This window comes from Pseudomonas sp. HC1(2025) (assembly GCF_058742075.1).
Genome location: NZ_CP196017.1, coordinates 5,313,590 through 5,339,125, shown reverse-complemented (window position 1 = coordinate 5,339,125; position 25,536 = coordinate 5,313,590). Strand labels below are relative to the sequence as shown.

General features: G+C 62.3%; 23 protein-coding genes. 9 read left to right on the top strand and 14 right to left on the bottom strand.

All coding sequences use genetic code 11. From position 1 onward, the window contains the following. Window positions 1–9: 9 nt before the first annotated feature. The 9 genes from ACSSVH_RS24035 to ACSSVH_RS23995 form a co-directional block, all read right to left on the bottom strand. The gene (locus tag ACSSVH_RS24035) at window positions 10–639 is read right to left on the bottom strand and encodes a glutathione S-transferase family protein (RefSeq protein ID WP_170042200.1); all 630 of its coding nucleotides are present in this window, start codon (window positions 637–639) and stop codon (window positions 10–12) included. Between the two features lie 164 nt (window positions 640–803). Then, window positions 804–983: a hypothetical protein gene (locus ACSSVH_RS24030; protein ID WP_170057625.1), complete on the bottom strand. Its 180-nt coding sequence runs from the start codon at window positions 981–983 to the stop codon at window positions 804–806. Further along, window positions 980–2,083 carry a PepSY-associated TM helix domain-containing protein gene (locus ACSSVH_RS24025; protein WP_170057626.1) on the bottom strand — a complete coding sequence of 368 codons (1,104 nt, stop codon included), beginning with the start codon at window positions 2,081–2,083 and terminating at the stop codon, window positions 980–982. The genes ACSSVH_RS24030 and ACSSVH_RS24025 overlap by 4 nt, the downstream gene beginning before the upstream one ends. 64 nt (window positions 2,084–2,147) lie before the next feature. Continuing rightward, complete coding sequence (locus ACSSVH_RS24020; RefSeq protein ID WP_170042202.1) at window positions 2,148–4,586, bottom strand: TonB-dependent siderophore receptor; 2,439 nt, start codon at window positions 4,584–4,586, stop codon at window positions 2,148–2,150. A gap of 146 nt (window positions 4,587–4,732) precedes the next feature. After that, a complete protein-coding gene (locus ACSSVH_RS24015; RefSeq protein WP_492633822.1) occupies window positions 4,733–7,558 on the bottom strand; it encodes an acyltransferase domain-containing protein in 2,826 nt (941 codons plus the stop codon). A 140-nt stretch (window positions 7,559–7,698) separates the two neighbouring features. Continuing rightward, complete coding sequence (locus tag ACSSVH_RS24010; protein ID WP_169953740.1) at window positions 7,699–8,694, bottom strand: FecR domain-containing protein; 996 nt, start codon at window positions 8,692–8,694, stop codon at window positions 7,699–7,701. Beyond that, window positions 8,691–9,209 carry an RNA polymerase sigma factor gene (locus ACSSVH_RS24005; RefSeq protein ID WP_169953742.1) on the bottom strand — a complete coding sequence of 173 codons (519 nt, stop codon included), beginning with the start codon at window positions 9,207–9,209 and terminating at the stop codon, window positions 8,691–8,693. Before ACSSVH_RS24005 ends, ACSSVH_RS24010 begins: the two co-directional genes overlap by 4 nt. Window positions 9,210–9,306: 97 nt before the next feature. Then, window positions 9,307–10,014 carry a 3'-5' exonuclease gene (locus ACSSVH_RS24000; RefSeq protein ID WP_432754710.1) on the bottom strand — a complete coding sequence of 236 codons (708 nt, stop codon included), beginning with the start codon at window positions 10,012–10,014 and terminating at the stop codon, window positions 9,307–9,309. Continuing rightward, a complete protein-coding gene (locus tag ACSSVH_RS23995; protein WP_169953746.1) occupies window positions 10,011–11,933 on the bottom strand; it encodes a putative nucleotidyltransferase substrate binding domain-containing protein in 1,923 nt (640 codons plus the stop codon). The genes ACSSVH_RS24000 and ACSSVH_RS23995 overlap by 4 nt, the downstream gene beginning before the upstream one ends. Window positions 11,934–12,180: 247 nt before the next feature. On the opposite strand from ACSSVH_RS23995, the gene ACSSVH_RS23990 reads away from it, so the two are divergent. Both ACSSVH_RS23990 and ACSSVH_RS23985 read left to right on the top strand, forming a co-directional pair. Then, the gene (locus ACSSVH_RS23990) at window positions 12,181–12,627 is read left to right on the top strand and encodes a response regulator (protein ID WP_169953748.1); all 447 of its coding nucleotides are present in this window, start codon (window positions 12,181–12,183) and stop codon (window positions 12,625–12,627) included. A gap of 128 nt (window positions 12,628–12,755) precedes the next feature. Beyond that, the gene (locus ACSSVH_RS23985; RefSeq protein WP_169953750.1) at window positions 12,756–13,145 is read left to right on the top strand and encodes a hypothetical protein; all 390 of its coding nucleotides are present in this window, start codon (window positions 12,756–12,758) and stop codon (window positions 13,143–13,145) included. A 66-nt stretch (window positions 13,146–13,211) separates the two neighbouring features. On the opposite strand, the gene ACSSVH_RS23980 is transcribed toward ACSSVH_RS23985, so the two are convergent. Beyond that, window positions 13,212–15,389, bottom strand: coding sequence for a malate synthase G (locus ACSSVH_RS23980; RefSeq protein WP_432754708.1), 2,178 nt, complete (start codon window positions 15,387–15,389; stop codon window positions 13,212–13,214). Between the two features lie 480 nt (window positions 15,390–15,869). Here ACSSVH_RS23980 and ACSSVH_RS23975 point away from each other — a divergent pair, with 480 nt between their 5' ends. Continuing rightward, window positions 15,870–16,388 (top strand): glycine cleavage system transcriptional repressor, encoded by a 519-nt coding sequence (locus ACSSVH_RS23975; protein WP_057440288.1) that lies wholly within the window; start codon window positions 15,870–15,872, stop codon window positions 16,386–16,388. Between the two features lie 222 nt (window positions 16,389–16,610). On the opposite strand, the gene rarD is transcribed toward ACSSVH_RS23975, so the two are convergent. The 4 genes from rarD to ACSSVH_RS23955 form a co-directional block, all read right to left on the bottom strand. Next, complete coding sequence (rarD, locus tag ACSSVH_RS23970; protein WP_128593318.1) at window positions 16,611–17,495, bottom strand: EamA family transporter RarD; 885 nt, start codon at window positions 17,493–17,495, stop codon at window positions 16,611–16,613. A gap of 161 nt (window positions 17,496–17,656) precedes the next feature. Next, window positions 17,657–18,631 carry a serine/threonine protein kinase gene (locus ACSSVH_RS23965; protein ID WP_032858595.1) on the bottom strand — a complete coding sequence of 325 codons (975 nt, stop codon included), beginning with the start codon at window positions 18,629–18,631 and terminating at the stop codon, window positions 17,657–17,659. A gap of 125 nt (window positions 18,632–18,756) precedes the next feature. Then, window positions 18,757–19,521: a TOBE domain-containing protein gene (locus tag ACSSVH_RS23960; protein WP_170042275.1), complete on the bottom strand. Its 765-nt coding sequence runs from the start codon at window positions 19,519–19,521 to the stop codon at window positions 18,757–18,759. 65 nt (window positions 19,522–19,586) lie between these two features. After that, entirely contained in the window at window positions 19,587–20,324 is a 738-nt protein-coding gene (locus ACSSVH_RS23955) for a ComFC family protein (protein WP_492633821.1), read from the bottom strand. A 92-nt stretch (window positions 20,325–20,416) separates the two neighbouring features. Between ACSSVH_RS23955 and bioB the strand changes: the two genes are divergently transcribed. The 6 genes from bioB (at window position 20,417) to ACSSVH_RS23925 (ending at window position 25,402) form a co-directional block, all read left to right on the top strand. Then, complete coding sequence (gene bioB, locus ACSSVH_RS23950; protein ID WP_169953757.1) at window positions 20,417–21,472, top strand: biotin synthase BioB; 1,056 nt, start codon at window positions 20,417–20,419, stop codon at window positions 21,470–21,472. Between the two features lie 156 nt (window positions 21,473–21,628). After that, a complete protein-coding gene (bioF, locus tag ACSSVH_RS23945; protein WP_492633820.1) occupies window positions 21,629–22,807 on the top strand; it encodes an 8-amino-7-oxononanoate synthase in 1,179 nt (392 codons plus the stop codon). Further along, a complete protein-coding gene (locus ACSSVH_RS23940; protein WP_169953761.1) occupies window positions 22,800–23,531 on the top strand; it encodes an alpha/beta fold hydrolase in 732 nt (243 codons plus the stop codon). Before bioF ends, ACSSVH_RS23940 begins: the two co-directional genes overlap by 8 nt. Then, window positions 23,524–24,336, top strand: coding sequence for a malonyl-ACP O-methyltransferase BioC (bioC, locus tag ACSSVH_RS23935; RefSeq protein ID WP_492633819.1), 813 nt, complete (start codon window positions 23,524–23,526; stop codon window positions 24,334–24,336). The genes ACSSVH_RS23940 and bioC overlap by 8 nt, the downstream gene beginning before the upstream one ends. After that, a complete protein-coding gene (bioD, locus tag ACSSVH_RS23930; protein ID WP_169953763.1) occupies window positions 24,333–25,013 on the top strand; it encodes a dethiobiotin synthase in 681 nt (226 codons plus the stop codon). Before bioC ends, bioD begins: the two co-directional genes overlap by 4 nt. 107 nt (window positions 25,014–25,120) lie before the next feature. Then, entirely contained in the window at window positions 25,121–25,402 is a 282-nt protein-coding gene (locus ACSSVH_RS23925) for a pyrroloquinoline quinone biosynthesis protein PqqE (RefSeq protein ID WP_169953764.1), read from the top strand. The last annotated feature ends 134 nt before the right edge of the window (window positions 25,403–25,536 follow it).

Below are 25,536 nucleotides of genomic sequence, written 5' to 3'. Positions count from 1 at the left end.
AGGCACCACTCAGGCCGGCGGCTGGGTCGCCAACATCGAAGGCCGCTGACTGACCTCGGCGTACCAGGTAGCCAGTTTGGGATTGCTTGAACGCCAGCGCAGGTCCGGGTGGCGAAAGTCCAGGTACGCCAGGGCGCAGGCGACGCTGATGGCGGCGATGTCGAAATGGCTGGCCAGCTCAGCGATGGCGTCCTGTTCCAACTCGGCCAGGGCGCGGCGGATTTTGTTGCGCTGCTCCTGCAGCCAGCTGTCCCAGTGTTTGTCGGCCGGGCGCAGGGCGGTTTCATAGCGTACCAACACCGCCGCGTCCATGATCCCATCGGCCGTCGAGGCCAGGGTCAGGCGGCGCCAGCGGGCCGAGCCGTCGCGGGGGATCAGCGGGTTGCCGACGTGCTGGTGGTCGAAGTAGTCGAGGATCACCCGGCTGTCGTGCAACACATTGCCATCGGCCAGGCGCAGGGCCGGGATCTTGCCCAGGGGGTTGCCCTCGTTCAACGCGGTGATCGGGTTGACCGGCGTGACCAGCACGGTCTCCAGGGCAACCCGCTCTTGCTGGCCGGTTTCGTGGAGCAGCACCAAAACTTTGCGGACAAACGGCGAAGCGGGGTTGTGGAACAAGGTCATGCTGGGCGCGAACATGGGCAATCCTCGGAAAGGGTCGGCCATAGACTAGACAGTTGCGAGGTGACTGGCGAGGGGGATCTCGGTTGTTTTTGCGGGCCTCATCGCAGGCAAGCCAGCTCCCACATTGGACGGTGTTCGCACATCAAACTGTGGGAGCTGGCTTGCCTGCGATGGCGTCCTCACGGCCGCCGCAGCAACCCCCAGACACCGATTACCGCCGGGATCCCCAGCCCAAGCCAACTGAGGGAATCCCAACCCCCATCCCCCAGCAACGCCGCAAACAACCCGGCAGCACTGAGCAGCCCGATCACCAAGGGCACCCCGAACACCTTCCAGAAATTCGACTGCCGGGGCCTCATGGCTTGGCCGCCTTGCGCCGCACCAACCACAGGTACACACCGCTGCCCAACACGATGATGGTCAGCACATCCAGCACCGCCCAGAGGATTTTCATCGGCATGCCGCCATAGTCGCCAAAGTGCAGGGGCTGGGACATGCCCATGGCGTCCATGTACCACGGCCGCTCGGCCACGGCGGTGACGCTCAGGTCGCTGGCGTCGATCAGCACCGGGGTCAGCAGGTGCGAGGTCAGGTGCGTGCTGCCTTTCATGAATACCGCGTAGTGATGCTCGCTGGAAAACCGCGTGCCAGGGAACGCAATAAAGTCTGGGGTCATGCCCGGTGCGACTTGTTCGGCGATGTTCAGCAGGTTGGTGGCCGGCGCACGCAAGGTCAGCGGCGGCGCGTTCTTGTAGGGTTCGATCATCGCGGTGAGGCTGTCGCTGCGCCACGCGGCGATGATCAGGTCGGCGCAGGCGCTGATCACCCCGGTGACGCCCACCACCAGCGCCCAGGTCAGGGTGACGACACCGATCAGGTTATGCAGGTCCAGCCAACGCAGGCGCGTGGACTTGTCCTGGCGCACCGTGGCGAACTTCAAGCGCCGCATGAACGGCAGGTACAACACCGTGCCGGAAACAATCGCCAGCACAAACAGCACCCCCATGAACGCCAGCAGCAATTTGCCCGGCAGCCCGGCGAACATATCCACATGCAGGCGCAGCAGGAACATCGTCAAGCCGCCATTGGCCGACGGCATCTCCACACTTTCGCCGGTGCGCGCGTCGAGCATAAAGGTGTGGGACGAATTGGGCTCGGTCCCGGCGGTGGCCGCCATGATCGCAATCACACCGTTCTTGTCGTCTTCGTCCCAGGCCAGGTACTGCATGGCTTCGCCAGGGCGATGGGCCTGGGCCTTGGCCACCAGTTGCTCGAGATTGAGCTGCGGGGTATCGGCCGGCATCTGCTTGAGCTCGGGTTCATTGCCCAGCAGGTGATCGATCTCGTGGTGAAAGATCAGCGGCAGCCCGGTCAGCGCCAGCATCAGCAGGAACACGGTGCAGATCAGGCTGGTCCAGGTGTGGATGAAGGACCAGCGGCGGATGGTTGTGCTTTTCATCACGGCTCCAAAAGGCAGAAGGGCCGCAATTGGGGCGGCCCTTCATCTGCGGTTTTTAACCGTCTTAGAATTTGTAGTTCACGCTGGCGACGACGTTACGTTGGTCGCCGTAGTAGCAGTAGAAACCATCGCAGGTGGCGAGGTAGTCCTTGTTGAAGATGTTCTTGGCATCGACCGCCACGGTGACACCTTTCAGAGCGCTGCTTACGCGGCCAAGATCGTAATGGGCCGAGGCGTCGTACACCGTGTAGGAGCCAACATGGCCCCAGTCGGTATTGGCAGCGTTGCCGTAGGTATCGCCGACATAACGCACGCCTGCACCCACGCCAAAGCCGTCGAGCGGACCGCTGTGCCAGGTGTAGTCGGCCCAGGCGGTGGCTTGGTTACGAGGTACCTGATTCATGCGGTTGCCTTTTTCTGCGGCAGCGCCCTTGGTGATTTCGCTGTCGTTATAGGTGTACGAGCCTACGAGCTTGAGGCTTTCGGTGACGTCGGCGCTGGCTTCCAGTTCCAGGCCGCGCACACGCACCTCGCCTACTTGACGGGTAATGCCGCCCTCGGTAACCGACGTATTTGTCTGTGTTAGATCGAACACGGCAGCGGTCAGCAACGCCTTGGTGCCAGGCGGCTGATATTTGATCCCTGCTTCGTACTGTTTGCCTTCTGTGGGTTTGAATGCACCAGTACTGAGTACTTGTGTCCCTGAGCCCGCTTGGAACGATTCGGCGTAGGAGAGGTATGGAGTGACGCCGTTGTCGAACACATAGCTTAGTGCCGCATTACCGCTGAAGTTTTTGTCACGCTGGGTGTTGGTGGCGTCGTTCTGATTGTGGAACGTGGTGCCGGTGTGCACCCAGTCTTCACGTCCACCAAGAGTCAGGCGCCAATTGTCGAGAGCCATTTGATCCTGTACGTACAGGCCGGTCTGCTGGGTCTTTTGGGTGTAGTCATACATGGTGAAGTATTGGACTTTGGAGAAGTCCTGCCCATACACCGGTCGATTGAAGTTGATGGTCGGAACACCGGCGGAACCCCATAGCCAGCGCGCATCGGCATCGGAGCGCTGGTGGTCCAGACCCAGCAGCAAGGTGTGGCTTACAGCACCGGTCTGGAAGTCGGCCTGGAAGTTGTTGTCGACGGCAAACTGCCCGATGTTTTCATCGACCTTGCCGGCTGAGCGGCTCACGTTGCCATCGGCGTCTACGGCCAACTCCGGCCCGTTTGGCCAAAAACTACCCCCTGCCGTGATGCCCTGGAACGACAGGTCGTTTTTGGTATAGCGCAGGTTTTGCCGGAACTGCCAGGTATCGTTCAGGCGAGTTTCAAAGGCATAGCCGAGCGCATAGTAAGTGCGGTCGTAGAATTCCCAGTCCGGATCACCGAGGTTCTTGTGGTGGGAAATTTTGCCGGCAGGCGATGACAATTTGGTGCCCTGTAGCGGCAGGAATTGACCCGTGATCCCGGTGTCGTCGCGGGTGAACTGCGAGAGCAGGGTCAGCTTGGTGTCGTCGTTGATGTTCCACGTCAGGCTGGGCGCGACGTTGTAGCGTTTGTCAGGGATATGATCGACCGCTGTATCGCTGTCACGCACCACGCCACCGATACGGTAGAGGAATTGTCCTTCGTCATCGATTTTTCCGGTGCTATCGAAGTTGATCTGCTTGTGGTTATTGGTACCGGTTTGTACCTCGACCTCGTGACTGCTTTCAGCTTGTGGGCGACGGCTGACCATATCCAGCAAGCCACCGGGAGGCGTCTGACCGTAGACGGAGGAAGCCGGACCGCGCAGTACAGCGATACGCTCCAGGCTCCAAGTGTCAACTTTTGGCGTAGCGTAGTTGCCCTTTGGCAAAGGCAGGCCGTCGAGGAATTGGGTCGGTACAAAACCGCGTACCAGTAACCAATCGCTGCGCGAGTCAGAACCATAGCCGCTGCTCTGCACCCCTGCGGTGTAGCGCAGCGCGTCGTTGAGGTTCAGAACTGAGCGGTCTTCCATTTGTTTACGGGTGATTACTGTCACGGAGCGCGGCAATTCGGCAATTGGCGTATCGGTCTTGGTCCCAGCCGCCGTACGCGTAGCCACATAACCCTCCACCGGCCCCCACGCGCTCTCGTAATTCCCCTGCCCGGTGATATTGGTCTGCGGCAACGACACCACACCCTCTGGAATCGCCACCAGGCTGTAGGTGCCCGCGCTGCTTTGCTCCAGCTGCAACCCAGTGCCACGCAAGGCCTCGCGCAGTGCGCCCGGGGCATCGAACTGGCCCTTGACCGGGGCCGAGGTCTTGCCGGCGGCCAGTGCCGGGCTGAGGGTCAGCGCGAGGCCGGCCTGGCTGGCGATCTGGTTCAGGGTGCTGGCCAACGGTGCGGCCGGCAGGTTGTAGGCACGCACGCTGGATGCCTGTTCGGCGGCGATCAGCGCAGTACTGGCCAGCGGGGCGCTGAGGGCGATCGCCACGGCTAGCAGGCTGGGGCGCAACAAGGTGTCTAGTGTGCGGGACATAGGGCGGCTCCGGAATGGAAATATTTCTCAATTGCCTAGGTGCCGGACGAGAATCAAAAAGTGATAGGGCCAAGTGAAAATAAATCTGTGAATGTTCACAACTCTTCGTAATGCATGGCCCTCAAGGCTCAGGATAGCGGTGTTTTTCAGCCGACGGCCCACTGCAGTTTGTTGGCCAGTGCATCGGGGTATGGCGCTGTATCGGCGATTGCCGCGCGGGTGGCCTCGCCATGGCCGAACGCCTCAATCAATAGTTCAACGTGCGCGGTGAGGAAATCGCTCAACGCATCAAGGCGCTCCTCAAGGGCGCGGTAGCGCGCAATGTCCATAAGGCCTTCGCTGATAAACCAGGCGGCGTGTTGGTTCAGGTACTCCAGCACATACATCCCGCACAACGCGCTACCCAGTTCCCTGGCCAGGCCCTGGGGCAGCGAGTGGCTCGCTCGCACCGCGCTCTGGATGGCGAGGCGCTGGGCGTAGGCCTCACCCGCGCGGGCAACGATCATCAATTGCGAGTTCCATACCTGCATGTCGTCCTCACCCTCGCCGCTATGCTGGGCGACATGCTTGGCCACTTGCTTGAGCAAGCGATACTCCAGGGTGTGCGCCATGGCCTGCCAGTACGCGGCATCATCCAGTGCACCTTGCGGGTCTGGCCGGGTGGGTTCGTCCAAGGGCTGACCGATCAGGACCTTGGCTGCGTCCAACAGGATCATGCGGTTATTGCCCCCGGCATCCTGGTAGATCTTGGCCATGCCTTCGTAGTCGGCGAAGCGATTGAGGTTGAGCGCGCCGGCCACTCCGCAGCGCAATCGGCATTCGGTGGCCAGCGCCTCGGCGGCGGGGGCGCAGAGGGCCTTGGTCAGGGCCAGGGTCTGGCTGATGGCGGCCCATGGGGTCCACGTCACGTCGCCGCTGCCGGTGGTCTGCAGCGATGCCTGGCTGGCCGTGCCTTCGATCCACAGGCGCGCGGAGTCATTGGCAAAGCACTTCATGACGTAGGCCGTGGCCAGGCAGCCGAACAGCGCACGGCGTTGGGTACGAAAAGCCAGCAAGCCGGTGCCGTTGCCGATCCGCGCCTGGGTGGTGCGCCGGTTGGCATGGGTCAGGGCCAGGGTTGCACAGGCCAGCATCACCGAACTCAAGCCGATACCGACCATGGCCCAGACATTTTTGGGCGCAAACAGTGAGCGAATCAGGCGGCGGTCGGTGCTGCCCAATGGGTCGTGGAAGTGATTGGCCGCGTCGATCGAGGCGCCATCGCACAGCCACGCGTCGAACGGTAGGCGCACCCGGTCAAAGCTTGCCAGGCCATAATCGAGCGGCACTGCGCGAATCTCCGCCGGTGACGACATGCAAACCCCTGGGCGCGGGCCCTTGGCGTCACTCAGTGGCAGTACAAACGCGAACACGCCACAGGCCTGGCCCTGCACGGTTACCTGGGCAAACACCACGCCCATCTTGTCCAGGTTATTGATGCCGACGTTGGCGAATTTCAGCGCCGCTTTGTTTGGCGTGTTCAGCACAAACGTGCGGGTTTGGGGGTCGAATACTGCTTCGACACAGGCCCCCATATGGGAGTTGCTGCGACCTATCTCAGTCAGTGCGTACACCCCAAGCCTCGCGCCGGTTTCCAGTTGATGTCGCCACTGCGCAGCGTGCGGGTGATCCTGTTCGAACGCCAGGAGTGTGCCGATGCACAGCCCTTGCTGAATCACGCAGCCCATAAAAAGCGAGGGGTCGTTGATCGCCGCGTGAGAGGCCACGGCCATCAGTAACTGGGGTTGTGCAAACCCGTGAATGCCTTCGGGCAGTTGCCGCATCAGGTGCTGCAAGCGCTGGTAGGTATGGCGGTGGCCGTCGTGAAAGCTCTGGTTGGCGCGGGGGCGCAGTTCAGGGTCGCGGAAAATTTTCGCCATGTGTGCGTGAACCTGGGCATCGACCGGGCCATTGGCCAGGCCGCGCAGGGCCATGATCGCTTCGTGTTCGAGGGGTGTCTTGGTCAGCAACAGGCGCAGGATTTCGATGGGTTGTGCCAGCGGCGCGTAGACCTGTGCATCTGGCAAGCTCTTGTGTATGCACGTGGACAGGCCGTTGTTCACCCCGAGGTCGATAAACACGGTGTGTTCGTCCGTCGGCAGCTGCGCCAAGGTGTGGGGCAGGTTGGTCGGCTGCGTGACACCCCGGGTAAACATGTGGTGCAGGTCATCCTCGGGTTCGTAGCGGCGCCCCAGTACGGTGGAGTAGATCGGTGTATGGAACGGCTGGGGTATCAGGGGCTGCAGGTTTTCGTAGAGCTTGCGGGCAACTTCCAGGTGAGGGGGGTAGTGGGAAGCGTACGCGATGGGGATCGGGCGCAAGGGCGGCGCGTTGCCGTCATGGTGGGCACGCAGGTGCTCAAGGTCTGCCGTCTCGCCGCTGATGATGCATTGCGCCGGTGCGTTGACCGAGCCCAGTACCAGGTTGCGCTCGGGGAAGCGGTCCAGCAGTGCTTGGGTGGCCGGCGCCGAAAGGTTGATCAGCAGCATGCTGCCTCGGCCCTCCTCGTCGCGGTAGGCGGCATTGAGAGCGCACACCGCGCGTGCCCCCTGCGCAATGTCGAGCACGCCGCCACAGACCCTGGCCGCAATTTCGCCGAAACTTTGCGCAACGATCAGGGCAGGGACCACACCTGCCGCCTGGAGCAATTGATTGAGTACCACCGCTGCGCCATATAGCGCCAACTGGGCAACGCCGGAAGGCAGGGGGAGTGCGTGATCATGGGTCAGCAGAACCTGGGTCACTAATCCAGGGTGCGGATCTGGCTCGTATTGGGCCGCCTGGTGTTCGATGATCGCCAGGGTCGCGTCAATTTGCTCCCGCGCTTGGGGAACGCACTGATACAACTCTGCCAAAGCGCCACAGGGGTCGCTGCCTTGGCCAGGAAAGCCAAAGACATAGTTCTGACGGTAAACATTGAGTTGGGTTGACATGGGTCCATCCTCGTTGGCCTAACAGAAACGCTTTAGCCAGCGGGTTGCCGGCAAAGCGAAGGCTTATTGGATGGCAAAAGGCAGTGTTCATAACCTGTGAAAAATGACAGTTTTTTGGACTTTTTCGAAATTGTCTTTATTCAGTTGTTACTAGCAGAGCCGCCTGGCGCGGGCCCGGCGGCCACGTTTACCCACCATGGCGTACGCTGCTGGATCTGCACCGGCAAAGTCGGCAGCAGGGCATTCAAGGCCAGGTCGGTGTCGTGCAGCGGGAAGCTGCCAGTGATGCGCAGGTCGGCGACGTTTTTGTCCACGCCCAGGTAGCCGGTGCGATAGCGCGACAGTTCCTCGACCACATCCGCCAGCCGCGCGTTGTCGACCACCAGCATGCCGCGGGTCCAGGCGTCGGTGCCGGGACTGACGGCGAGCAACGGGCCAAGGCCGTCATGGCGCATCAGCACCTGCTGGCCTTCCTTGAACACCTGCTCCTGCTGCACCGCCTCGGGCTGCGCCGCGACGGCCGACTGCAACACGCTGAGCCGCGTTCCGTCGTCCTCGCGCTTGACGATAAACCGCGTACCCAGGGCGCGCAGGCTGCCGTCGCGGGTCTGGACGAAAAAGGGGCGCGCGTCGTTATGGCCGGTCTCTACGAGAATCTCGCCGTCCTGCAACACAATCACCCGGCGCTTTTCGTCAAAGCGCACATCAATGGCGCTGTGGGTATTGAGGTTGATCAGCGTGCCATCGGCCAGTTTCAGGGTGCGTTGTTCGCCGGTGGCGGTGCGTTGGTCGGCCAGCCAATAGTCGAGGGGCGCGTAGCGCTGGCCGGCGAACAGCGCCAGCCCGCAGATCAGCACCACACTGGCCAGGCCACTGCCGAGCTTGCGCACCCGGCGGCGGATACTTTCGCGCGATTGCAGCAACGCCGCCCGCGCCGGGCCGCTGGCCACACTGAAACGCTGGTCGAGCATGCCCAGTTGGTGCCAGGCGCGGGCATGTTCATCGCTGCTGGCCAGCCACTTGTTGAATTCTTCCTGCTCTACGGCGCTGCGATCCCCGCAATCCAGGGACAGTTGCCAGGCTATCGCAGCATCCAGCACTCGTGCCGAAACCGGTTTGGAACTGATCTGAGTCACAGCGGCTCGCCATACAGCGCGATGTAGCACTGGCGAATACCCTGGGCCAGGTACTGGCGCACCCGCGGCACGGAAACCCCCAGGCGCTGGGCGATTTCGGCGTGGCCCAGGCCATCGAGACGGTTATAGAGGAAGGCGGCGCGGGCCTTGCTGGAGAGTTTGCCGAGCAGGCGGTCGATGGCCTTGAGGTCTTCGAGGATCAGGTGCTGTTCTTCTGGGGACGGGTGTTCGCTTTCCGGAAGCAGCATCAGTTCGCTGAGGTAGGCCTGTTCCAGCGCGGCGCGGCGGAAATAGTCGAACAACAGGCCCTTGGCGATGGCCACCAGGAACGCCCGGGGCTCGCGGGGTTCGCGCAGTTCTTCACGGCCCAGCAGGCGCATGAAGGTGTCCTGGCTGAGGTCTTCGGCCCGACTGGGGCAGGCCACGTTGCGCCGCAGCCATGCCAGCAGCCAGCCGCGATGGTCACGGTACAACGTGCCAACAAGCTCACTGTGGGGACTTTGGGCTGACGACAAGGCATCACCAATCGAGATGTTTAAACTAACGAGAATTATTCGCGATTGTGGCAGAGGCAGCGGATGGGTGCAATTGGCGTTGGTCGGGTGATGCTTCCTATAGGGAGGGGGCCTGCTTGCGGCGTTTCCATTGGCTCAGGCGCTGTTGCAGTACCGCCGGGCTGTCCAGCCCTTGCTGGCGGGCGCGGCTGAACAGAATCAACATCAATTCAGCGGTGGCCAGGGCGTCGGCGCTGGCGTGATGGCGTTCGCCGACTTGCAGGTTGAAGTGGCCGACCCAGTCATCCAGGCCCGCTTCGCGAATATGCGCCTGCGGGCACAGCAGCGGCGCCAGGTCCGCCACGTCGAGGAATGGATGAGCCAGGCGGTACCCCAGGCTGTCCTTGAGCGCGCGCCCAAGCATGTGTTGGTCGAACGGGGCATGGAACGCCAGCAGCGGGCTGTCGCCGACAAAATCCATGAAGTCCAGCAACGCCTCGGCCGGATCGCAACCGGCGGCGATCGCACTGGGGCCGAGGCCGTGGATCAGTACGCTGGGGCTGAGTTTGGTTTGAGCCCGCAGCAGGGTGCGTTCGAACTGCTGGGAAAAGTCGATGGCACCGTCTTCAATGACCACCGCGCCAATCGACAGCACCAGGTCACGATTGAGGTTCAGGCCGCTGGTTTCCAGGTCGAGGACGACCCAGCGCTGCTCGCGCAAGCTGTGTTCGCCGAGCGCCTTGGGGGCGGCCAGGTGTTGCAGGCGCGCCTGTTGACCGGCATCCAGGCCCGGCCGCGCAGGGCGCAGCCAACTGAACAGGCTCACAGTTGATACCTCAGGGCCAGGCTGCTTTGCAGGCGCTGGGCCTGGCGCAGGGATTCACGCAGGATGCGCCGGTCCAGATGGTTGAGGCTGTCGGGGTCGACCCGGTTGGAGTACGGCTGGTTCTCGCGGGTCTGCAACTGGTGCTGCTGCATGCGGGTTTGCTGGATAAAGTGGTAGGCCTCTTCATAGGCCGCGCCGTCCAGGCGTTCGATTACCTCGTGCTCCACCAGTTGGCGTAAACGCTCCAGGGTGTTGTTGGCTGCGATCCCGTTAGCCAGGGCCAACAGGCGTGCGCCATCGACGAAGGGCGTCAAACCCTGCACCTTGAGGTCCAGGGTGGCCTTGTCCGAGCCCTTGCGCGTCAGCACGAAGTCACGGAAGCGCCCCACCGGCGGGCGCTGGCGCAAGGCGTTCTCGGCCATCATCCGCTGGAACAGGCGATTGTCCGCGACCTGGTCAAGAATGCCCTGGCGCAGTTGCTCGCAACCCTGTTCATCGCCCCACACCACCCGCAGGTCGAAGTAGATGCTGGATTTGAGCAGGTTCTCAGGCGTCGCCTCGCGGATAAACGCCGCAAAGCGCCGGGCCCACTCGGCGCGGGACAGGCACAGTTCGGGGTTGCCGGCCATGATATTGCCCTTGCACAGGGTAAAGCCGCACAGCGCCAGGCTCTGGTTGATCTGCTGCGCCAGCGGCAACAGCAGGCCGCGAATCTCGGCCGCATGGGCCGCGTCACGGGCGTCGAACAGAATGCCGTTGTCCTGGTCGGTGTGCAGCGTCTGCTCGCGGCGGCCTTCGCTGCCGAAACACAGCCAACTGAACGGCACGCCGGGGTCGCCCTTGTCGGCGATGCTCAGCTCGATGACCCGGCACACCGTGTGGTCGTTGAGCAGGGTGATGATATGGGTGATCTGGGTCGAGGACGCGCCATGGGCCAGCATGCGTTCGACCAACTGGCCGATTTCGCCACGGATCGCCACCAGGTTGTCGACCCGTGGCGCGTTGCGGATGGTACGCGCCAGGTGCACCAGGTCGACCCGTTGCAGGGAAAACAGATCGCGCTCGGACACCACGCCACACAGGCGCCGATCCTTGACCAGGCACACGTGGGCGATATGCCGTTCGGTCATGGCAATCGCGGCATCAAATGCGCTGTGATCCGGGCTGAGGAAAAACGGCGCCTGGGTCATGTGCTGTTCGATGGCCTGGCTGAAGTCGCTGGTGCCATCGGCGACCACCTGGCGCAGGTCGCGCAGGGTGAAGATCCCCAGGGGCGCCTTGTGTTCATCGACCACCACGATGCTGCCGACCTGCTGCTCGTGCATCAGCGTGACCGCCTCGCGCAGCGGCGTCAGCGGGCTGCACGTCACCGGGTGGCGCATGGCCAACTCGCCCAGGCGGGTGTTCAACGAGTATTGGGTACCGAGGGTTTCCACGGCCTTTTGCTGCACCTGCTGGTTGACCTGGTCCAACAGGCTGCTGACCCCGCGCAAGGCAAAATCACGGAACGGGCTGGACAGGGCAAACAGCTTGATAAAGGCCGGCTTGTTCAATTGCAGGCAGAAGGTATCTTCGGCGGCCTTGTGCTCGGTGCGGGTCGCCCGCTCCCCCAGCAGCGCGGCCAGGGGGAAGCATTCGCCGGTGGTGATTTCGAAGGTGGTTTGCGCCGAATCCGGCCGCTCGCCCACCACACGCCCTTGCTTGACGATGTAGAAGTGCTCCACGGGGCCTGCCGAAGGCTTGAGAATGCTCTCGCCGGGGCCATAGAAGCGCAATTGGCACTGTTCCACCAGAAACGCCAGGTGGGCGTTTTCCATTTGGTTGAACGGCGGGAAGCGTTGCAGGAATTGCAGGGTGCCGTGAATGTTCTGCAACACCGCAGTTTTCCCTGCCTGGGTGAAAGCATCAGCTTTACTCATAACCATGACCGCAGTTTTTTTGTCGTTATCGTCCCTCATGGTCGACCCCCACGCGGCGGGTGCCCATTGGACGTAAGTCTAGGTAGCTATCCGGCCTTCAATGACTAGGGAAAAACCTTACATGAATATGGTCCAAACCCCGTAGATCTCCCACTAGGAAATCTATCCGACGAAGTGCACATTGTTCGCCCTTCCGGCGATGTCTGACTTCTGTGCTGGGAGATTGAGAGAAACTGCCGAGAAATCTATGCCCGACCAAGATATTTTGAGTGATGCCGAGCGCGAGGCGCTGAGCGCCGTGATGCTGGAGCCTGATCTACCGCCGCAACGGGTGCTGATCGTCGATGACGATAAAGACGCCCGTGAACTGCTGGCGGAAATTCTCGGGCTCGATGGCATTCGCTGCATGACGGCGGACAGTGGCGAGGCGGCATGGCAACTGCTCAATTCCAGTACCTCCATCGGGTTGTTGATCACGGATCTGCGCATGGCGCCCAGCAATGGCCTGGAGTTGATCCGAAAAGTGCGTGGCTCCACCCGCGCGGCGTTGCCGATCATCATCATGTCGGGGGATGCCGAGGCGCCGGATGTTATTGATGCGATGCATTTGAGTGTGGTGGACTTTTTGCTCAAGCCGATTGATAGCGTGAAGTTGGCGAAGATGGTCAAGCGCGAGTTGGGGATGGCTCCGTAGCCGAGGGACCGTTGGTCGGCACTGTCAGATTTCACAGTATCGGGTGTTTGAGGGGGGCCTGTTTAATCGTTGAGAGGGTGCTGGTTTGGGATCGGTGCCCCAACTAATGAAGCGAACAGGAGTTCACCATGAGTAATGCATGTAATGGCACCACAACAGTCGAAGCGAATATCTCGGCGCGTGTAAATGGACACGATAACCTTTTTTATCCGAATCAATTTTCTGGCTCGTCATCTGGGGTGCTGCTGGTCGCGACCAGTGATACTACGCACCTGGGAATTAACTACGGCCAGACCCTGGGGCAGGGGACTCATACGTTGCCGCATACGCAATTTCAAATAGATTATCTGGATCCTGCTGGACGCACATTTACTCACTCGGTTGGAGGCACTATCCAGGTGAAAGTGGTCGGTAATGTGCATTCGGGCACGTTGACCGGCGTTACAGTTGATGGAACGGGTTCTGGGGCTGGCTCGCAGGCCGTAATTTCGGGTACCTACGTCATTATTGTCAGTTAAGTCTTGCTACACGGCCTATAAAAAGCCCCGGCCATATGACCAGGGCTTTTTCATTTCAGTGACCCGTTACAAACCATTCCTGGCCTTGAACTCCCGCCGCCGACGATGCAACACCGGCTCGGTATAACCATTGGGCTGCTGGGTCCCTTCAATCACCAACTCCACCGCGGCCTGGAACGCGATATTGCTGTCGAAGTCCGGGGCCAGCGGACGGTACAGCGCATCCCCGGCGTTCTGCCGATCCACTACCGGCGCCATGCGCTTGAGGCTTTCCATGACCTGGGCCTGGCTGACCACGCCATGGCGCAACCAGTTGGCGATGTGCTGGCTGGAGATACGCAGGGTGGCGCGGTCTTCCATCAGGCCTACATCGTTGATGTCCGGCACTTTCGAGCAACCCACGCCCTGGTCGATCCAGCGCACCACATAACCGAGGATGCCCTGGGCGTTGTTGTCCAGTTCGTTGCGGATTTCTTCCTCGGACCAGTCGGTATTCTGCGCCAGGGGGATGGTGAGGATATCGTCCACCGAAGCGCGTTCGCGCTTGGCCAGTTCGGCCTGGCGGGCAAAGACGTCGACCTTGTGATAATGCAGCGCGTGCAGCGCAGCGGCGGTCGGCGACGGTACCCACGCAGTGTTGGCGCCCGCCAGCGGGTGCGCGATCTTCTGCTCGAGCATCGCGGCCATCAGGTCGGGCATGGCCCACATGCCTTTACCGATCTGCGCACGGCCCTGCAGGCCGGTGCTCAAGCCGATATCGACGTTCCAGTTTTCGTAGGCGCCGATCCACTTTTCGGCCTTCATCGCGGCCTTGCGCACCATCGCGCCAGCTTCCATGGAGGTGTGGATTTCGTCGCCGGTACGGTCGAGGAAGCCGGTGTTGATAAACACCACGCGCTCGCTGGCCGCCTTGATACAGGCCTTGAGGTTGACCGTGGTGCGGCGCTCCTCGTCCATGATCCCGACTTTCAGGGTGTTGCGCGGCAGGTTCAGCACGTCTTCGATGCGCCCGAACAGCTCGTTGGTGAACGCCGCTTCTTCCGGGCCGTGCATTTTCGGCTTGACGATGTACACCGAGCCGGTGCGGCTGTTCTTGCGGCTGTTGTTGCCATTGAGGCTGTGGATCGCGGCCAGGCTGGTGATCAGGCCGTCGAGGATGCCTTCGGGCACTTCATTGCCCTGGGCATCGAGGATCGCGTCGATGGTCATCAGGTGGCCAACGTTACGCACGAACAGCAGCGAGCGACCATGCAAGGTCACCGCGTTGCCATCGACACCGGTGTAGGTGCGGTCGGCGTTCATGGTACGGGTGAAGGTCTTGCCGCCCTTGGCCACTTCTTCGGTCAGGTCGCCCTTCATCAGGCCGAGCCAGTTGCGGTAGATCACCACTTTGTCATCGGCATCGACGGCGGCCACCGAGTCTTCGCAGTCCATGATGGTGGTCAGCGCGGCTTCCATCAGGATGTCTTTGACGCCGGCGGCGTCGGTCTGGCCGACCGGGGTGCTGGCGTCGACCTGGATTTCGAAATGCAGGCCGTTGTGCTTCAACAAAATTGCGATGGGCTGGGCGGCATCGCCCTGGTAGCCGATCAACTGGGCATCGCTGCGCAGGCCGCTGTTGCTGCCGCCCTTGAGGCTGACTATCAGCTTGCCATCGACAATCTTGTAGCCGGTGGAGTCGACATGGCTGCCGGCGGTGAGCGGTGCGGCTTCGTCGAGGAACGCACGGGCGAAGGCGATAACCTTGTCACCGCGCACCTTGTTGTAGCCCTGGCCTTTCTCGGCGCCGTTGGCTTCGCTGATGGCATCGGTGCCATACAGCGCGTCGTACAGCGAGCCCCAGCGGGCGTTGGAGGCGTTGAGGGCGAACCGCGCATTCATCACCGGCACCACCAGCTGGGGGCCGGCCATGCGGGCGATTTCGTCATCGACGTTTTGGGTGGTCGCTTGGAAATCCGCCGCTTCTGGCAGCAGGTAGCCAATATCTTGCAGGAAGGCTTTGTAGGCCACCGCGTCGTGGGCCTGGCCGGCGTGGGTCTGGTGCCAGGCATCGATCCGCGCTTGGAAATCGTCGCGTTTGGCGAGTAGGGCTTTGTTCTTCGGTGCCAGGTCGTGGATGACCTTGTCGGCACCGGCCCAGAACTGGTCGGCGGTCAGGCCGGTACCGGGAATGGCTTCGTTGTTCACGAAGTCGAACAGGACTTTGGCGACCTGCAGGCCACCGACTTGAACGTGTTCAGTCATTGCTTGCCTCACTCTGCGGAGCTAATTCGCTTTTCAGCTTTTCAATTTACCAATGAAGCCTCTGGCCATTTAAACCACAAACCCAAGGCACCAGTACATGCCATCAACGGCGGCTGGGCGGTTCCAATCAACGGCGCAAGGCTTGCTGACGGGGTGTTCGGGGTTCTGACGGCGCCTGGGCAGACATCGACCTAACGTTATGTAGTGCGCGCCGAGGCATACTACATGATGAGTTGCGGTTGTGAAAATTAGACTAAATACGTCGTTTAACGACCCACTTTGGTTGTACGGTCACAGCGGGGCATGGGATGTTCTCAAAAAACCAATAGATTGTTCCAGATAAATATAAAAATGGTACACGATTTGTTTTTCTTCACTGCCATGGGGTCAACGCGGAAGCTGGCTTGCCTGCGATGGTTCCCGGCTCCTACATGAGCACATCTGCCTATACTGGCTAATCCATAAAAGAGGGCTGTTGCCATGGACCATCTCGTACTCACCGTGATCGCCGCCGACAAACCCGGCGTAGTCGAACGTGTTGCCCACTGCATTGCCGAGCGCGGTGGCAACTGGCTGGAAAGTCGCATGGCTCATATGGCCGGGCAATTTGCCGGGATCCTGCGGGTCAGCGTGCCGATGGAAAACCGCAGCGAGTTGGTCAGCGCTCTGGAGGATTTGTCTACCCATGGCATCCGTGTGCTGGTGGGCGAGAGCAGCGGCGCGCAGGCATCGGCGAGCAAGCCGATCCTGATGACCCTGGTGGGCAATGACCGGCCGGGGATCGTGCGCGAGATCACCGCACTGTTGAGCAAGCAAGGGGTCAACCTGGAACGCCTGAGTACCGACGTGCGCCCGGCGCCCATGAGCAGCGACCCGTTGTTTCACGCCGAAGCTGCGTTGGCCGTGCCGTCCAGCCTGGCGCTGGACACGCTGCAAGCCGCCCTGGAAACCCTGGCCGATGATTTGATGGTGGAGTTGCAGCTGCGCAGCGAGGAATAACCGTCCACAGGGTTGTTCATGGAAATCTTGCATGGGCCTGTGGATAAGCTGTAGAGACCCGGCGCCAGGCCACGCCGGCCGTGGCTTGTGGCGCCTTGAGCAAAAAACGAGCAATTTCAACGGCTTGTGCACAAACGCCGGGGATCAGGTTGTGGATAACCTTGGGGTGAAACCCTGCAAGCCACACCGGCCGTGGCTTGTAGGGTTTTGTACGTTATTTGATCAGCGTTTGCGCAGGCTGAGCCACGCATCAACGCTGTAGACCGCCAGCCCCGCCCAGATAAACACAAAGGCCACCAGGCTGGCTGGCGTCATGTGTTCGTCGAACAGCAGTACCGCCTGCAGCAGCACCAGGGTCGGTGCCAGGTACTGTAGGAAACCGAGGGTGGTGTAGGGCAAATGTCGCGCCGCAGCGTTGAAACACACCAGTGGGATCAACGTCACCGGGCCTGCAGCCACCAGCCACCAGGCTTCGGAAGTGCTCCAGAACGCTAGGTTGGCACTATGGGCGGTGGGGTTGAGCAGCAGCCACGCCAGGGCGATCGGCACCAGCATCCAGGTTTCCACCACCAGCCCGGGCAGCGCCTTGACCGGCGCCTGCTTGCGGATCAAGCCGTAGAAGCCAAAGGTCAGCGCCAGCACCAGCGAGACCCACGGCAGACTCCCCACCTGCCACACCTGTTGCGCCACACCCACGGCGGCCAGCCCGACGGCCACCCATTGCAGGCGCCGCAGGCGCTCGCCAAGCAGCAGCATGCCCAGCAGCACGTTGACCAGCGGGTTGATGTAGTACCCCAGGCTGGCTTCGAGCATGCGCCCACTGTTGACCGACCACACATAGGTCAGCCAGTTGCCCGCGATCAACGAGCCGCTCAACGCCAGGATCGCCAGGCGCTTGGGGTTGTCCCGCAGTTCGCGCCACCAGCCGGGGTGTTTCCACACCAGCAGCAGCAAACCGCCGAACAGCGCCGACCACAGCACGCGGTGGACGATGATTTCGGCAGCCGGCACGCTGGCGATGGCTTTGAAGTAGAGCGGGAACAGGCCCCAGATGACGTAGGCACTCAGGCCCAGGATGTACCCGCGACGCGGGTTGGCGGCTTGCATGCAGAATCCTTGCTTAGGCAACTAACAATGCGGCGATTGTAAGGATGTTTGTCAGCAAATGTGTGCTGAAAACTCAATCGCCACAAAACGTGCCGGCGATGGCGCCCTCGGGTTGGGGGCTGTTGAGGATGCCATCGCCAGCAAGCCGGCTCCTACCGGGGTCAGAACAATTTCAGGGGTTCTTCGTTGAGTGCAGACAGTTGCTCGCGCAGCGCCAGCACCTGGTCGCCCCAGTACCGTTCGCTGCCGAACCACGGGAAGCTGTGGGGGAACGCCGGGTCATCCCAGCGCCGCGCCAACCAGGCGCTGTAGTGCATCAGGCGCAGGGCGCGCAGGGGTTCGATCAGCGCCAGTTCGCGGGGATCGAAATCGTGGAATTCCTGGTAGCCGTCCATCAGTTCCGACAGCTGCCCCAGGCATTCCTGCCGATCGCCGGCCAGCATCATCCACAGATCCTGCACCGCCGGGCCCATGCGGCAGTCGTCGAGGTCGACGATATGGAACATCTCGTCGCGACACATCATGTTGCCGGGGTGGCAGTCGCCATGCATGCGGATGTTCTTGTGCGGCGTGGCGCTGTACACATCCTCAACGCGCTTGAGCAGGTCGCGGGCCACGGATTCGTAGGCGGGCAACAGGCTCTTGGGGATGAAATTGCCTTCGAGCAAGGTGTTCAGGGAGTCATGGCCGAAGTTCTTCACGCCCAGGGCTTCGCGGTGCTCGAAAGGGCGGGTGGCGCCGACAGCATGCAAGCGCCCAAGCAACTGCCCGAGGCGGTACAACTGATCGAGATTGCCTGGCTCCGGCGCCCGGCCACCACGGCGGGGGAACAGGGTGAAACGGAAACCCGCGTGTTCGAACAGGCTTTCGCCGTTGTGGATCATCGGCGCCACGACCGGGACTTCGCACTCGGCCAGTTCGAAGGTGAAGCGGTGTTCTTCGAGGATTGCCTCGTTGGTCCAGCGCTGGGGCCGGTAGAACTTGGCGATCAGCGGCTCGGAGTCTTCGATGCCGACTTGATAGACACGATTCTCGTAGCTGTTGAGCGCCAAGACGCGGGCGTCGCTGAGAAAACCGATGCTTTCGACAGCGTCGAGAACCAGGTCGGGGGTCAATGTTTCAAACGGGTGGGCCATGCGAACTCCTGCGCGCAGCAGGTCGCCGCGTCCGGCCGGGTATGGTAGCGCACCGGGCCGTGGATAGGTGGCGCGTGTGCCATCGTGTGGGAGCGGGCTTGCCCGCGATGGGCCCTGAAGATCAGCTAAACCGGCGTGCCCAACAACACATTGCTCGGCGCAAACTGCACCTGAACCTGCGTGCCTTCACCCGCCCCCAGCGCCTTGAGCTGCTCGGGCGCTGCCAACGCGCACAGCACCAGGCCACTGGGCAAGACAATGCGCACCTCACTGGGCCCATCATCGGCATCAAGGATGGCCTCGACCTGGCCGCCCATGCAGTTAAACCCAGGCACCGGCGCCTGGTCAGCCGCGATCAGCTCCAGCCAGCCAGCCTTGATCAAGGCCACTACTTGCGTACCGGTTTCCAGTTCCAGGCGCAGGGTGCTGTCATGGGTGATCTGGGCATCGAGGGTCAAGCCACCGGCCAGTTCCAGGCGTACTCGATCATTGCGGCCGTGGCTGTCGATGGCGACCACCTGGCCATGCAATTGATTACGCGCGCTGGTGCGCAGCATCAGGCGGCCCAGCAGGTTGAGGTCGCTGGCGTCTTCGGCGGCCTCCAACACCTGGGCTTGCAGGGTTTGCAGGCGCTGATACAGGCGCAACACCCGCTCACCTTCTGCCGAAAGTCGCGCACCACCGCCGCCCTTGCCGCCGACGCTGCGCTCGACCAGGGGCTTTTGCGCCAGGTTGTTCAGCTCATCGATGGCATCCCACGCGGCCTTGTAGCTCAAGCCGGCACTTTTTGCGGCGCGGGTGATGGAGCCTTGCTCGGCGATATGTTGCAGCAAGGCGATGCGCTGCGGGCGGCGGACAATATGTTGGCTCAACAGGGACGGTAAAGGCATGGCGAACGGCTGCACACTGGCTTGGAATACCCGGGACGTTGCGGGCACGCGCCGCCAGAGTCAAGTCATGTGCCGGGCTTGGGCGTGCGCGCCAGGCAATACACGTCGACCTGGCGCGCACCGGCCTGCATCAGCAGGCGGGCCAGGCTGTGGGCGGTGGCGCCGGTGGTCAGCACATCGTCCACCAGGGCCAGATGCTGGCCCTGCACCTGTGCGCCGGGGGCCAGGGCAAAGGCCTTGAGTAGGTTGCGCTGGCGCTGTTTGGCGTCCAGCTGTTGCTGGGCAACGGTGTCATGGGGGCGCAACAGCAGGTGTTCATCCAGGGGCAGGTCCAGGTCCCGGCTCAGCCAGCGGGCGAGCATGGCGGCCTGGTTGTAGCCGCGTTGGCGCAGGCGTTTAGCGGCCATCGGCACCGGGAGTAGGCGGTCGGGGCGGGCCAGTTCGGTGTTGTCGAAGCGGTCTTGCAGGCATTGGCGCAACAAGCTCGCCAGCATCTGCCCTAGCGGCCATCTGCCCTGGTGCTTGAAGCGGCTGATCAGGCTGTCCAGCGGAAAGCCATAGGTCCAAGGCGCGACCACTTGCCTGAATGCAGGCGGCGAGCGCTGGCATTGGCCGCAGACCAGCCCGCTGATCGGCAAGGGCAGGGCGCACACCTCGCAGCCGTCCGTCAGCCACGGCAGGTCGATTTCGCAGGTATTGCACAGGGTCGCGGCTGAATGTGTGGCTTCATCGCAGAGTAGGCATGTCTGGTTGCTTTTTAACCAGATGTAAACCTCATGTTTGTAGTCAGGTTGACAGTGCATGAATCTTCCTTAAATATGCCGAGCATCCGTGTCGTGCCTGTGGGTATTGCCCTACCCACAGCGCTTGCCCAAGCATAAACAAGGAATCGCCCATGAGCGCCAGCCTCACTGCCACCTTGCGTCACGACTGGTCTTTGGCCGAAGTCAAAGCCCTGTTCGTCCAGCCGTTCAATGACCTGTTGTTCCAGGCGCAGACCGTGCACCGCGCGCACTTCGATGCCAACCGCGTGCAGGTGTCCACCTTGTTGTCGATCAAGACCGGCGCCTGCCCGGAAGATTGCAAATATTGTCCGCAGTCGGGCCACTACAACACCGGCCTGGAAAAAGAAAAGCTGATGGAAGTGCAGAAGGTCCTCGAAGAGGCTGCGCGCGCCAAGGCCATCGGTTCGACCCGCTTCTGCATGGGCGCGGCCTGGAAGCACCCGTCGGCCAAAGACATGCCTTACGTGTTGCAGATGGTCAAAGGGGTGAAGGCCATGGGCCTGGAAACCTGCATGACCCTCGGGCGTCTTGACCAGGATCAGACCGAGGCCCTGGCCCAGGCCGGCCTGGACTACTACAACCACAACCTGGATACGTCGCCGGAGTTCTACGGCTCGATCATCACCACCCGCACCTACAGCGAGCGCCTGCAAACCCTGGCGTATGTACGTGATTCGGGGATGAAGATCTGCTCGGGCGGCATCCTCGGCATGGGCGAGTCCCTGGACGACCGCGCCAACCTGCTGATCCAACTGGCCAACCTGCCGGAGCATCCGGAGTCGGTACCCATCAACATGCTGGTCAAGGTGGCCGGTACGCCGCTGGAGAATGCCGAGGATATCGACCCGTTCGACTTTATCCGCATGCTCGCCGTGGCGCGCATCCTGATGCCGCAATCCCATGTGCGCCTGTCCGCTGGCCGCGAAGCGATGAACGAGCAGATGCAGGCCCTGGCGTTTTTTGCCGGTGCCAACTCGATCTTCTATGGCGATAAATTGCTCACCACATCCAACCCGCAGGCGGACAAGGACATGCAACTGTTCTCGCGCCTGGGCATCCTGCCCGAAGCCCGCGAAGAACATGCCGATGAAGTGCACCAGGCGGCGATTGAGCAGGCGTTGGTCGAGCAGAAAAGCAGCGAGCAGTTCTACAACGCTGCCGTCTGAACCCCATCTCCCTATTGGAATGCAATCCAAATGTGGGAGCTGGCTTGCCTGCGATAGCGACCTATCAGTCACCTGATTGATCGACTGACCCTGCGCTATCGCAGGCAAGCTAGCTCCCACAGTGGGTCGGATTCAACCTGATTTATCGAGGCCAGCATGTCTTTCGATCTCGCCGCGCGCCTCGCTGCCCGCCGTACAGACCATCTCTACCGCCAGCGCCCGCTGCTGCAAAGCCCCCAGGGCCCGCAGGTGGTGGTGGACGGCCAGCCGTTATTGGCCTTTTGCAACAACGACTACCTGGGCCTGGCCAATCACCCGCAAGTCATCGAGGCCTGGCAGGCCGGCGCGGCCCGCTGGGGCGTGGGCGGTGGCGCCTCGCACTTGGTGGTTGGCCACAGCACCCCGCACCATGAGTTAGAGGAAGCGCTGGCCGAGTTCACCGGGCGCCCGCGTGCGCTGCTGTTCACCACCGGTTACATGGCCAACCTCGGTGCCGTCACCGCCTTGGTGGGGCAGGGCGATACGGTGCTCGAAGACCGGCTCAACCACGCGTCCCTGCTGGATGCGGGTTTACTGTCCGGTGCGCGCTTCAATCGCTATCTGCATAACGATGCGGTCAGCCTGGCCAAGCGCCTGGAAAAGGCCTGCGGCAATACCCTGGTGGTGACCGACGGCGTGTTCAGCATGGACGGCGACCTGGCGAACCTGCCGGCCCTGGCCCGCGAAACCCGGGCCAAAGGCGCGTGGTTGATGGTGGATGACGCCCATGGCTTCGGACCGCTGGGCGCCACGGGCGGCGGGATCGTCGAGCATTTCGGCCTGAGCCAGGAGGATGTGCCGGTACTGGTCGGCACCCTGGGCAAGGCTTTTGGCACCGCCGGGGCGTTTGTGGCTGGCAGTGAGGATCTGGTCGAAAGCCTGATCCAGTTCGCCCGCCCGTACATCTACACCACCAGCCAACCGCCAGCGCTGGCCTGCGCGACCCTGAAAAGCCTGGCGCTGCTGCGCAGCGAGCACTGGCGGCGCGAGCATCTGCGCACGCTGATCCGCCAGTTCCGCCAGGGCGCCGAGCAGATCGGCCTGGCGTTGATGGACAGCTTCACGCCGATCCAGCCGATCATGGTTGGCGACAGTGGCCGGGCGATACGCCTGTCACAGATGCTGCGCGAGCGCGGGATCATGGTCACAGCCATCCGCCCGCCCACGGTGCCGGCCGGCAGCGCGCGCTTGCGCGTGACCTTGACCGCCGCCCACAGCGAGGCGCAGGTACGACTATTGTTAGACGCATTGGACGAGTGTTTCCGCTTGTCAGGCCGGGAGTCCGACCATGCGTGACCGACTGATATTGCTTCCCGGCTGGGGCCTGGGTGTCTCGCCGCTGGAGCCCTTGGCCGCCGCCTTGCGCGGCCTGGACGAGCGCCTGCGGGTGGATATCGAACCACTGCCGGCGCTGCCGGGCGGCGACCTGAACGAATGGCTCGACGAACTCGACGCCACCTTGCCGGATAACGCCTGGCTGGGCGGCTGGTCGTTGGGCGGGATGCTCGCCTCTGAGTTGGCGGCACGGCGCGGCGAGCGCTGCTGCGGCTTGCTGACCTTGGCCAGCAACCCCTGTTTTGTGGCGCATGAGGGCTGGCCCAATGGGATGGCGGCGCAGGCTTTCGATGGGTTCCTGGCCGGCTGCCATGCCGACTCGCAAGTCACCCTCAAACGCTTCGGCCTGCTGTGTGCCAAGGGTACGCAAGACCCACGGGGCATCGCGCGCTTGCTGGTCAGCAGCGCGCCGGCTACCCCGTCCAGTGTATTGATGAGCGGTCTTGAGCTGCTCGCGCAACTGGACACCCGCGAGGCCTTGCAGGCTTTTCGTGGCCCACAGTTGCATCTGTTTGCCGGCCTGGACGAGTTGGTGCCCTGTGAGGCGGCCACTGACCTGTTGAAGTTACTGCCAGATGTTGAAGTCGGTCTGATTGAACAGGCCGGCCACGCTTTCCTACTGGATAACCCCCACGGAGTGGCGGGGGCGATCCAGGCTTTTTTGCATGAGTGCGGTGATGACTGATTTGTCCCATCCTCCACTGCCGGGCGCCTTGCCCGACAAGCGCCAGGTCGCGGCGTCGTTTTCCAGGGCGGCGGCCAGTTATGACAGCGTGGCCGCGTTGCAGCGTGATGTGGGCGGCGAGTTGCTCGGGCGCTTGCCGTCGGCGTTGCAGCCCCGGCGCTGGCTCGACCTGGGCTGCGGCACCGGGTTCTTCAGCCGTGCATTGAACCAGGCGTTTGCCCAGGGCCAAGGCCTGGCGCTGGATATCGCCGAAGGTATGCTCCATCACGCACGGCCCTTGGGCGGTGCCGAGCATTTTATCGCCGGGGATGCCGAGCGTTTGCCGCTACAGGACGGCAGCTGCGAGCTGATTTTTTCCAGCCTGGCGGTGCAGTGGTGTGCCGATTTTGCCGCGGTGCTCAGCGAAGCCCGGCGCGTGCTGCAGCCTGGCGGGGTGCTGGCGTTTGCCAGCCTGTGCGTCGGCACCCTGGATGAGCTGCGCGAAAGTTGGCGGGCGGCGGACGGGATGGTGCACGTCAATCGCTTCCGCCCGTTCAGTGCTTATCAACAGCTGTGTGCGGCCAGTGGCTTGCGTGTGGTGAGCCTGGAGCAGCGCCCCCATGTACTGCATTACCCGGATGTGCGCAGCCTGACCCACGAATTGAAAGCCTTGGGCGCGCATAATCTGAACCCGGGACGCCCGGGTGGCTTGACGGGCCGCGCGCGGATTGTTGCACTGGTGCAGGCCTATGAGCAGTTCCGCCAGGCTCAGGGCCTGCCGGCAACCTATCAAGTCGTGTACGCCGTATTGGAGAAACCACTATGAGCGCTGCCTATTTCATTACCGGCACCGACACCGATGTCGGCAAGACCACCGTTGCGGCCGGCCTGCTGCACGCCGCGCGGCAAGCGGGCAAGAGTACCGCCGCCGGCAAGCCGGTGGCCTCGGGCTGTGAAGTAACGCCCCGTGGCTTGCGCAACGCCGATGCCCTAGCCTTGCTGGCCGAGTGCTCGTTGCCGCTTACCTATGCCGAGGTCAATCCACTGGCCTTCGAGCCCGCCATCGCGCCGCACCTGGCGGCCCGTGAAGCTGGCGTGGCGTTGACCGTGCAGGCCCTGCTCAAGCCGATGCAGCACATCCTCGAAAAACACGCGGATTTCACCCTGATCGAAGGTGCAGGTGGCTGGCGCGTGCCGCTGGCTGACCAGGACAACCTGTCGGACTTGGCCAAGGCTTTGCAGCTACCGGTGATCCTCGTGGTGGGCGTGCGCCTGGGCTGTATCAATCATGCATTGTTGAGCGCCGAAGCCATCGCCCGGGACGGTCTGCCGTTGGCGGGCTGGGTGGCCAATATCATCGACCCGAAGACCTCCCGTCTGGAAGAAAACCTCGCCACCTTGGCCGAACGCCTGCCGGCGCCGTGCCTGGGCCGGGTGCCGCGCCTCAAGCAGCCCACGGCCGAAGCGGTGGCCGAGTACCTGCAACTGGACTTGCTTGATTAGTTTTTCCTAGCGATAAGGCATTATGCCATTAGTGTTATTGACGGGCCTTTTGCCAGATTGTCTGCTTCAATAAGGGTTCACGATTGATTGCAAGGCAGGTGCACGCCATGGACATCTCTGGAAGTAGCGCGTTTTATTCGGGCCTGAACACTATCCAGGCCGGGCAGAACCGCGTCGACCAGGCCGCCGGCAAAATTGCCAGTGCCGCCACCAGCCAGCCTTCGGATGCGCAGAATGACCGTTTGCAAGCGGTCAATCGCGGCCAGCCGACCGACTCGGCGAGCAATATGGTGGAACTGGCCGAAGGCAAGTTCCAGGTGGAGCTGGGCGCGAAAGTCGCCAAGGCTTCCGACGAAATGCTCGGCACATTGATCGACACCTACGCCTGATCCCCCTGACTCTCCTGTAGCAGCCGGCTGGCCGGCGATCGCGGCCTGCCTGGCACACCGCAATCGCCGGCCAGCCGGCTCCTGCCATTTTTCCCCCTGGAAATCCTGTGCGGCATCACGCTGCAGGCCTCGTC

Bases quoted from the DNA above. Each gene is read 5' to 3' on its own strand.
- ACSSVH_RS24035 (WP_170042200.1), bottom strand. From the start codon at position 639: ATGTTCGCGCCCAGCATGACCTTGTTCCACAACCCCGCTTCGCCGTTT.
- ACSSVH_RS24030 (WP_170057625.1), bottom strand. From the start codon at position 983: ATGAGGCCCCGGCAGTCGAATTTCTGGAAGGTGTTCGGGGTGCCCTTG.
- ACSSVH_RS24025 (WP_170057626.1), bottom strand. From the start codon at position 2,083: ATGAAAAGCACAACCATCCGCCGCTGGTCCTTCATCCACACCTGGACC.
- ACSSVH_RS24020 (WP_170042202.1), bottom strand. From the start codon at position 4,586: ATGTCCCGCACACTAGACACCTTGTTGCGCCCCAGCCTGCTAGCCGTG.
- ACSSVH_RS24015 (WP_492633822.1), bottom strand. From the start codon at position 7,558: ATGTCAACCCAACTCAATGTTTACCGTCAGAACTATGTCTTTGGCTTT.
- ACSSVH_RS23995 (WP_169953746.1), bottom strand. From the start codon at position 11,933: ATGAGTAAAGCTGATGCTTTCACCCAGGCAGGGAAAACTGCGGTGTTG.
- ACSSVH_RS23990 (WP_169953748.1), top strand. From the start codon at position 12,181: ATGCCCGACCAAGATATTTTGAGTGATGCCGAGCGCGAGGCGCTGAGC.
- ACSSVH_RS23985 (WP_169953750.1), top strand. From the start codon at position 12,756: ATGAGTAATGCATGTAATGGCACCACAACAGTCGAAGCGAATATCTCG.
- ACSSVH_RS23980 (WP_432754708.1), bottom strand. From the start codon at position 15,389: ATGACTGAACACGTTCAAGTCGGTGGCCTGCAGGTCGCCAAAGTCCTG.
- ACSSVH_RS23975 (WP_057440288.1), top strand. From the start codon at position 15,870: ATGGACCATCTCGTACTCACCGTGATCGCCGCCGACAAACCCGGCGTA.
- rarD (WP_128593318.1), bottom strand. From the start codon at position 17,495: ATGCAAGCCGCCAACCCGCGTCGCGGGTACATCCTGGGCCTGAGTGCC.
- ACSSVH_RS23965 (WP_032858595.1), bottom strand. From the start codon at position 18,631: ATGGCCCACCCGTTTGAAACATTGACCCCCGACCTGGTTCTCGACGCT.
- ACSSVH_RS23960 (WP_170042275.1), bottom strand. From the start codon at position 19,521: ATGCCTTTACCGTCCCTGTTGAGCCAACATATTGTCCGCCGCCCGCAG.
- ACSSVH_RS23955 (WP_492633821.1), bottom strand. From the start codon at position 20,324: ATGCACTGTCAACCTGACTACAAACATGAGGTTTACATCTGGTTAAAA.
- bioB (WP_169953757.1), top strand. From the start codon at position 20,417: ATGAGCGCCAGCCTCACTGCCACCTTGCGTCACGACTGGTCTTTGGCC.
- bioF (WP_492633820.1), top strand. From the start codon at position 21,629: ATGTCTTTCGATCTCGCCGCGCGCCTCGCTGCCCGCCGTACAGACCAT.
- ACSSVH_RS23940 (WP_169953761.1), top strand. From the start codon at position 22,800: ATGCGTGACCGACTGATATTGCTTCCCGGCTGGGGCCTGGGTGTCTCG.
- bioC (WP_492633819.1), top strand. From the start codon at position 23,524: ATGACTGATTTGTCCCATCCTCCACTGCCGGGCGCCTTGCCCGACAAG.
- bioD (WP_169953763.1), top strand. From the start codon at position 24,333: ATGAGCGCTGCCTATTTCATTACCGGCACCGACACCGATGTCGGCAAG.
- ACSSVH_RS23925 (WP_169953764.1), top strand. From the start codon at position 25,121: ATGGACATCTCTGGAAGTAGCGCGTTTTATTCGGGCCTGAACACTATC.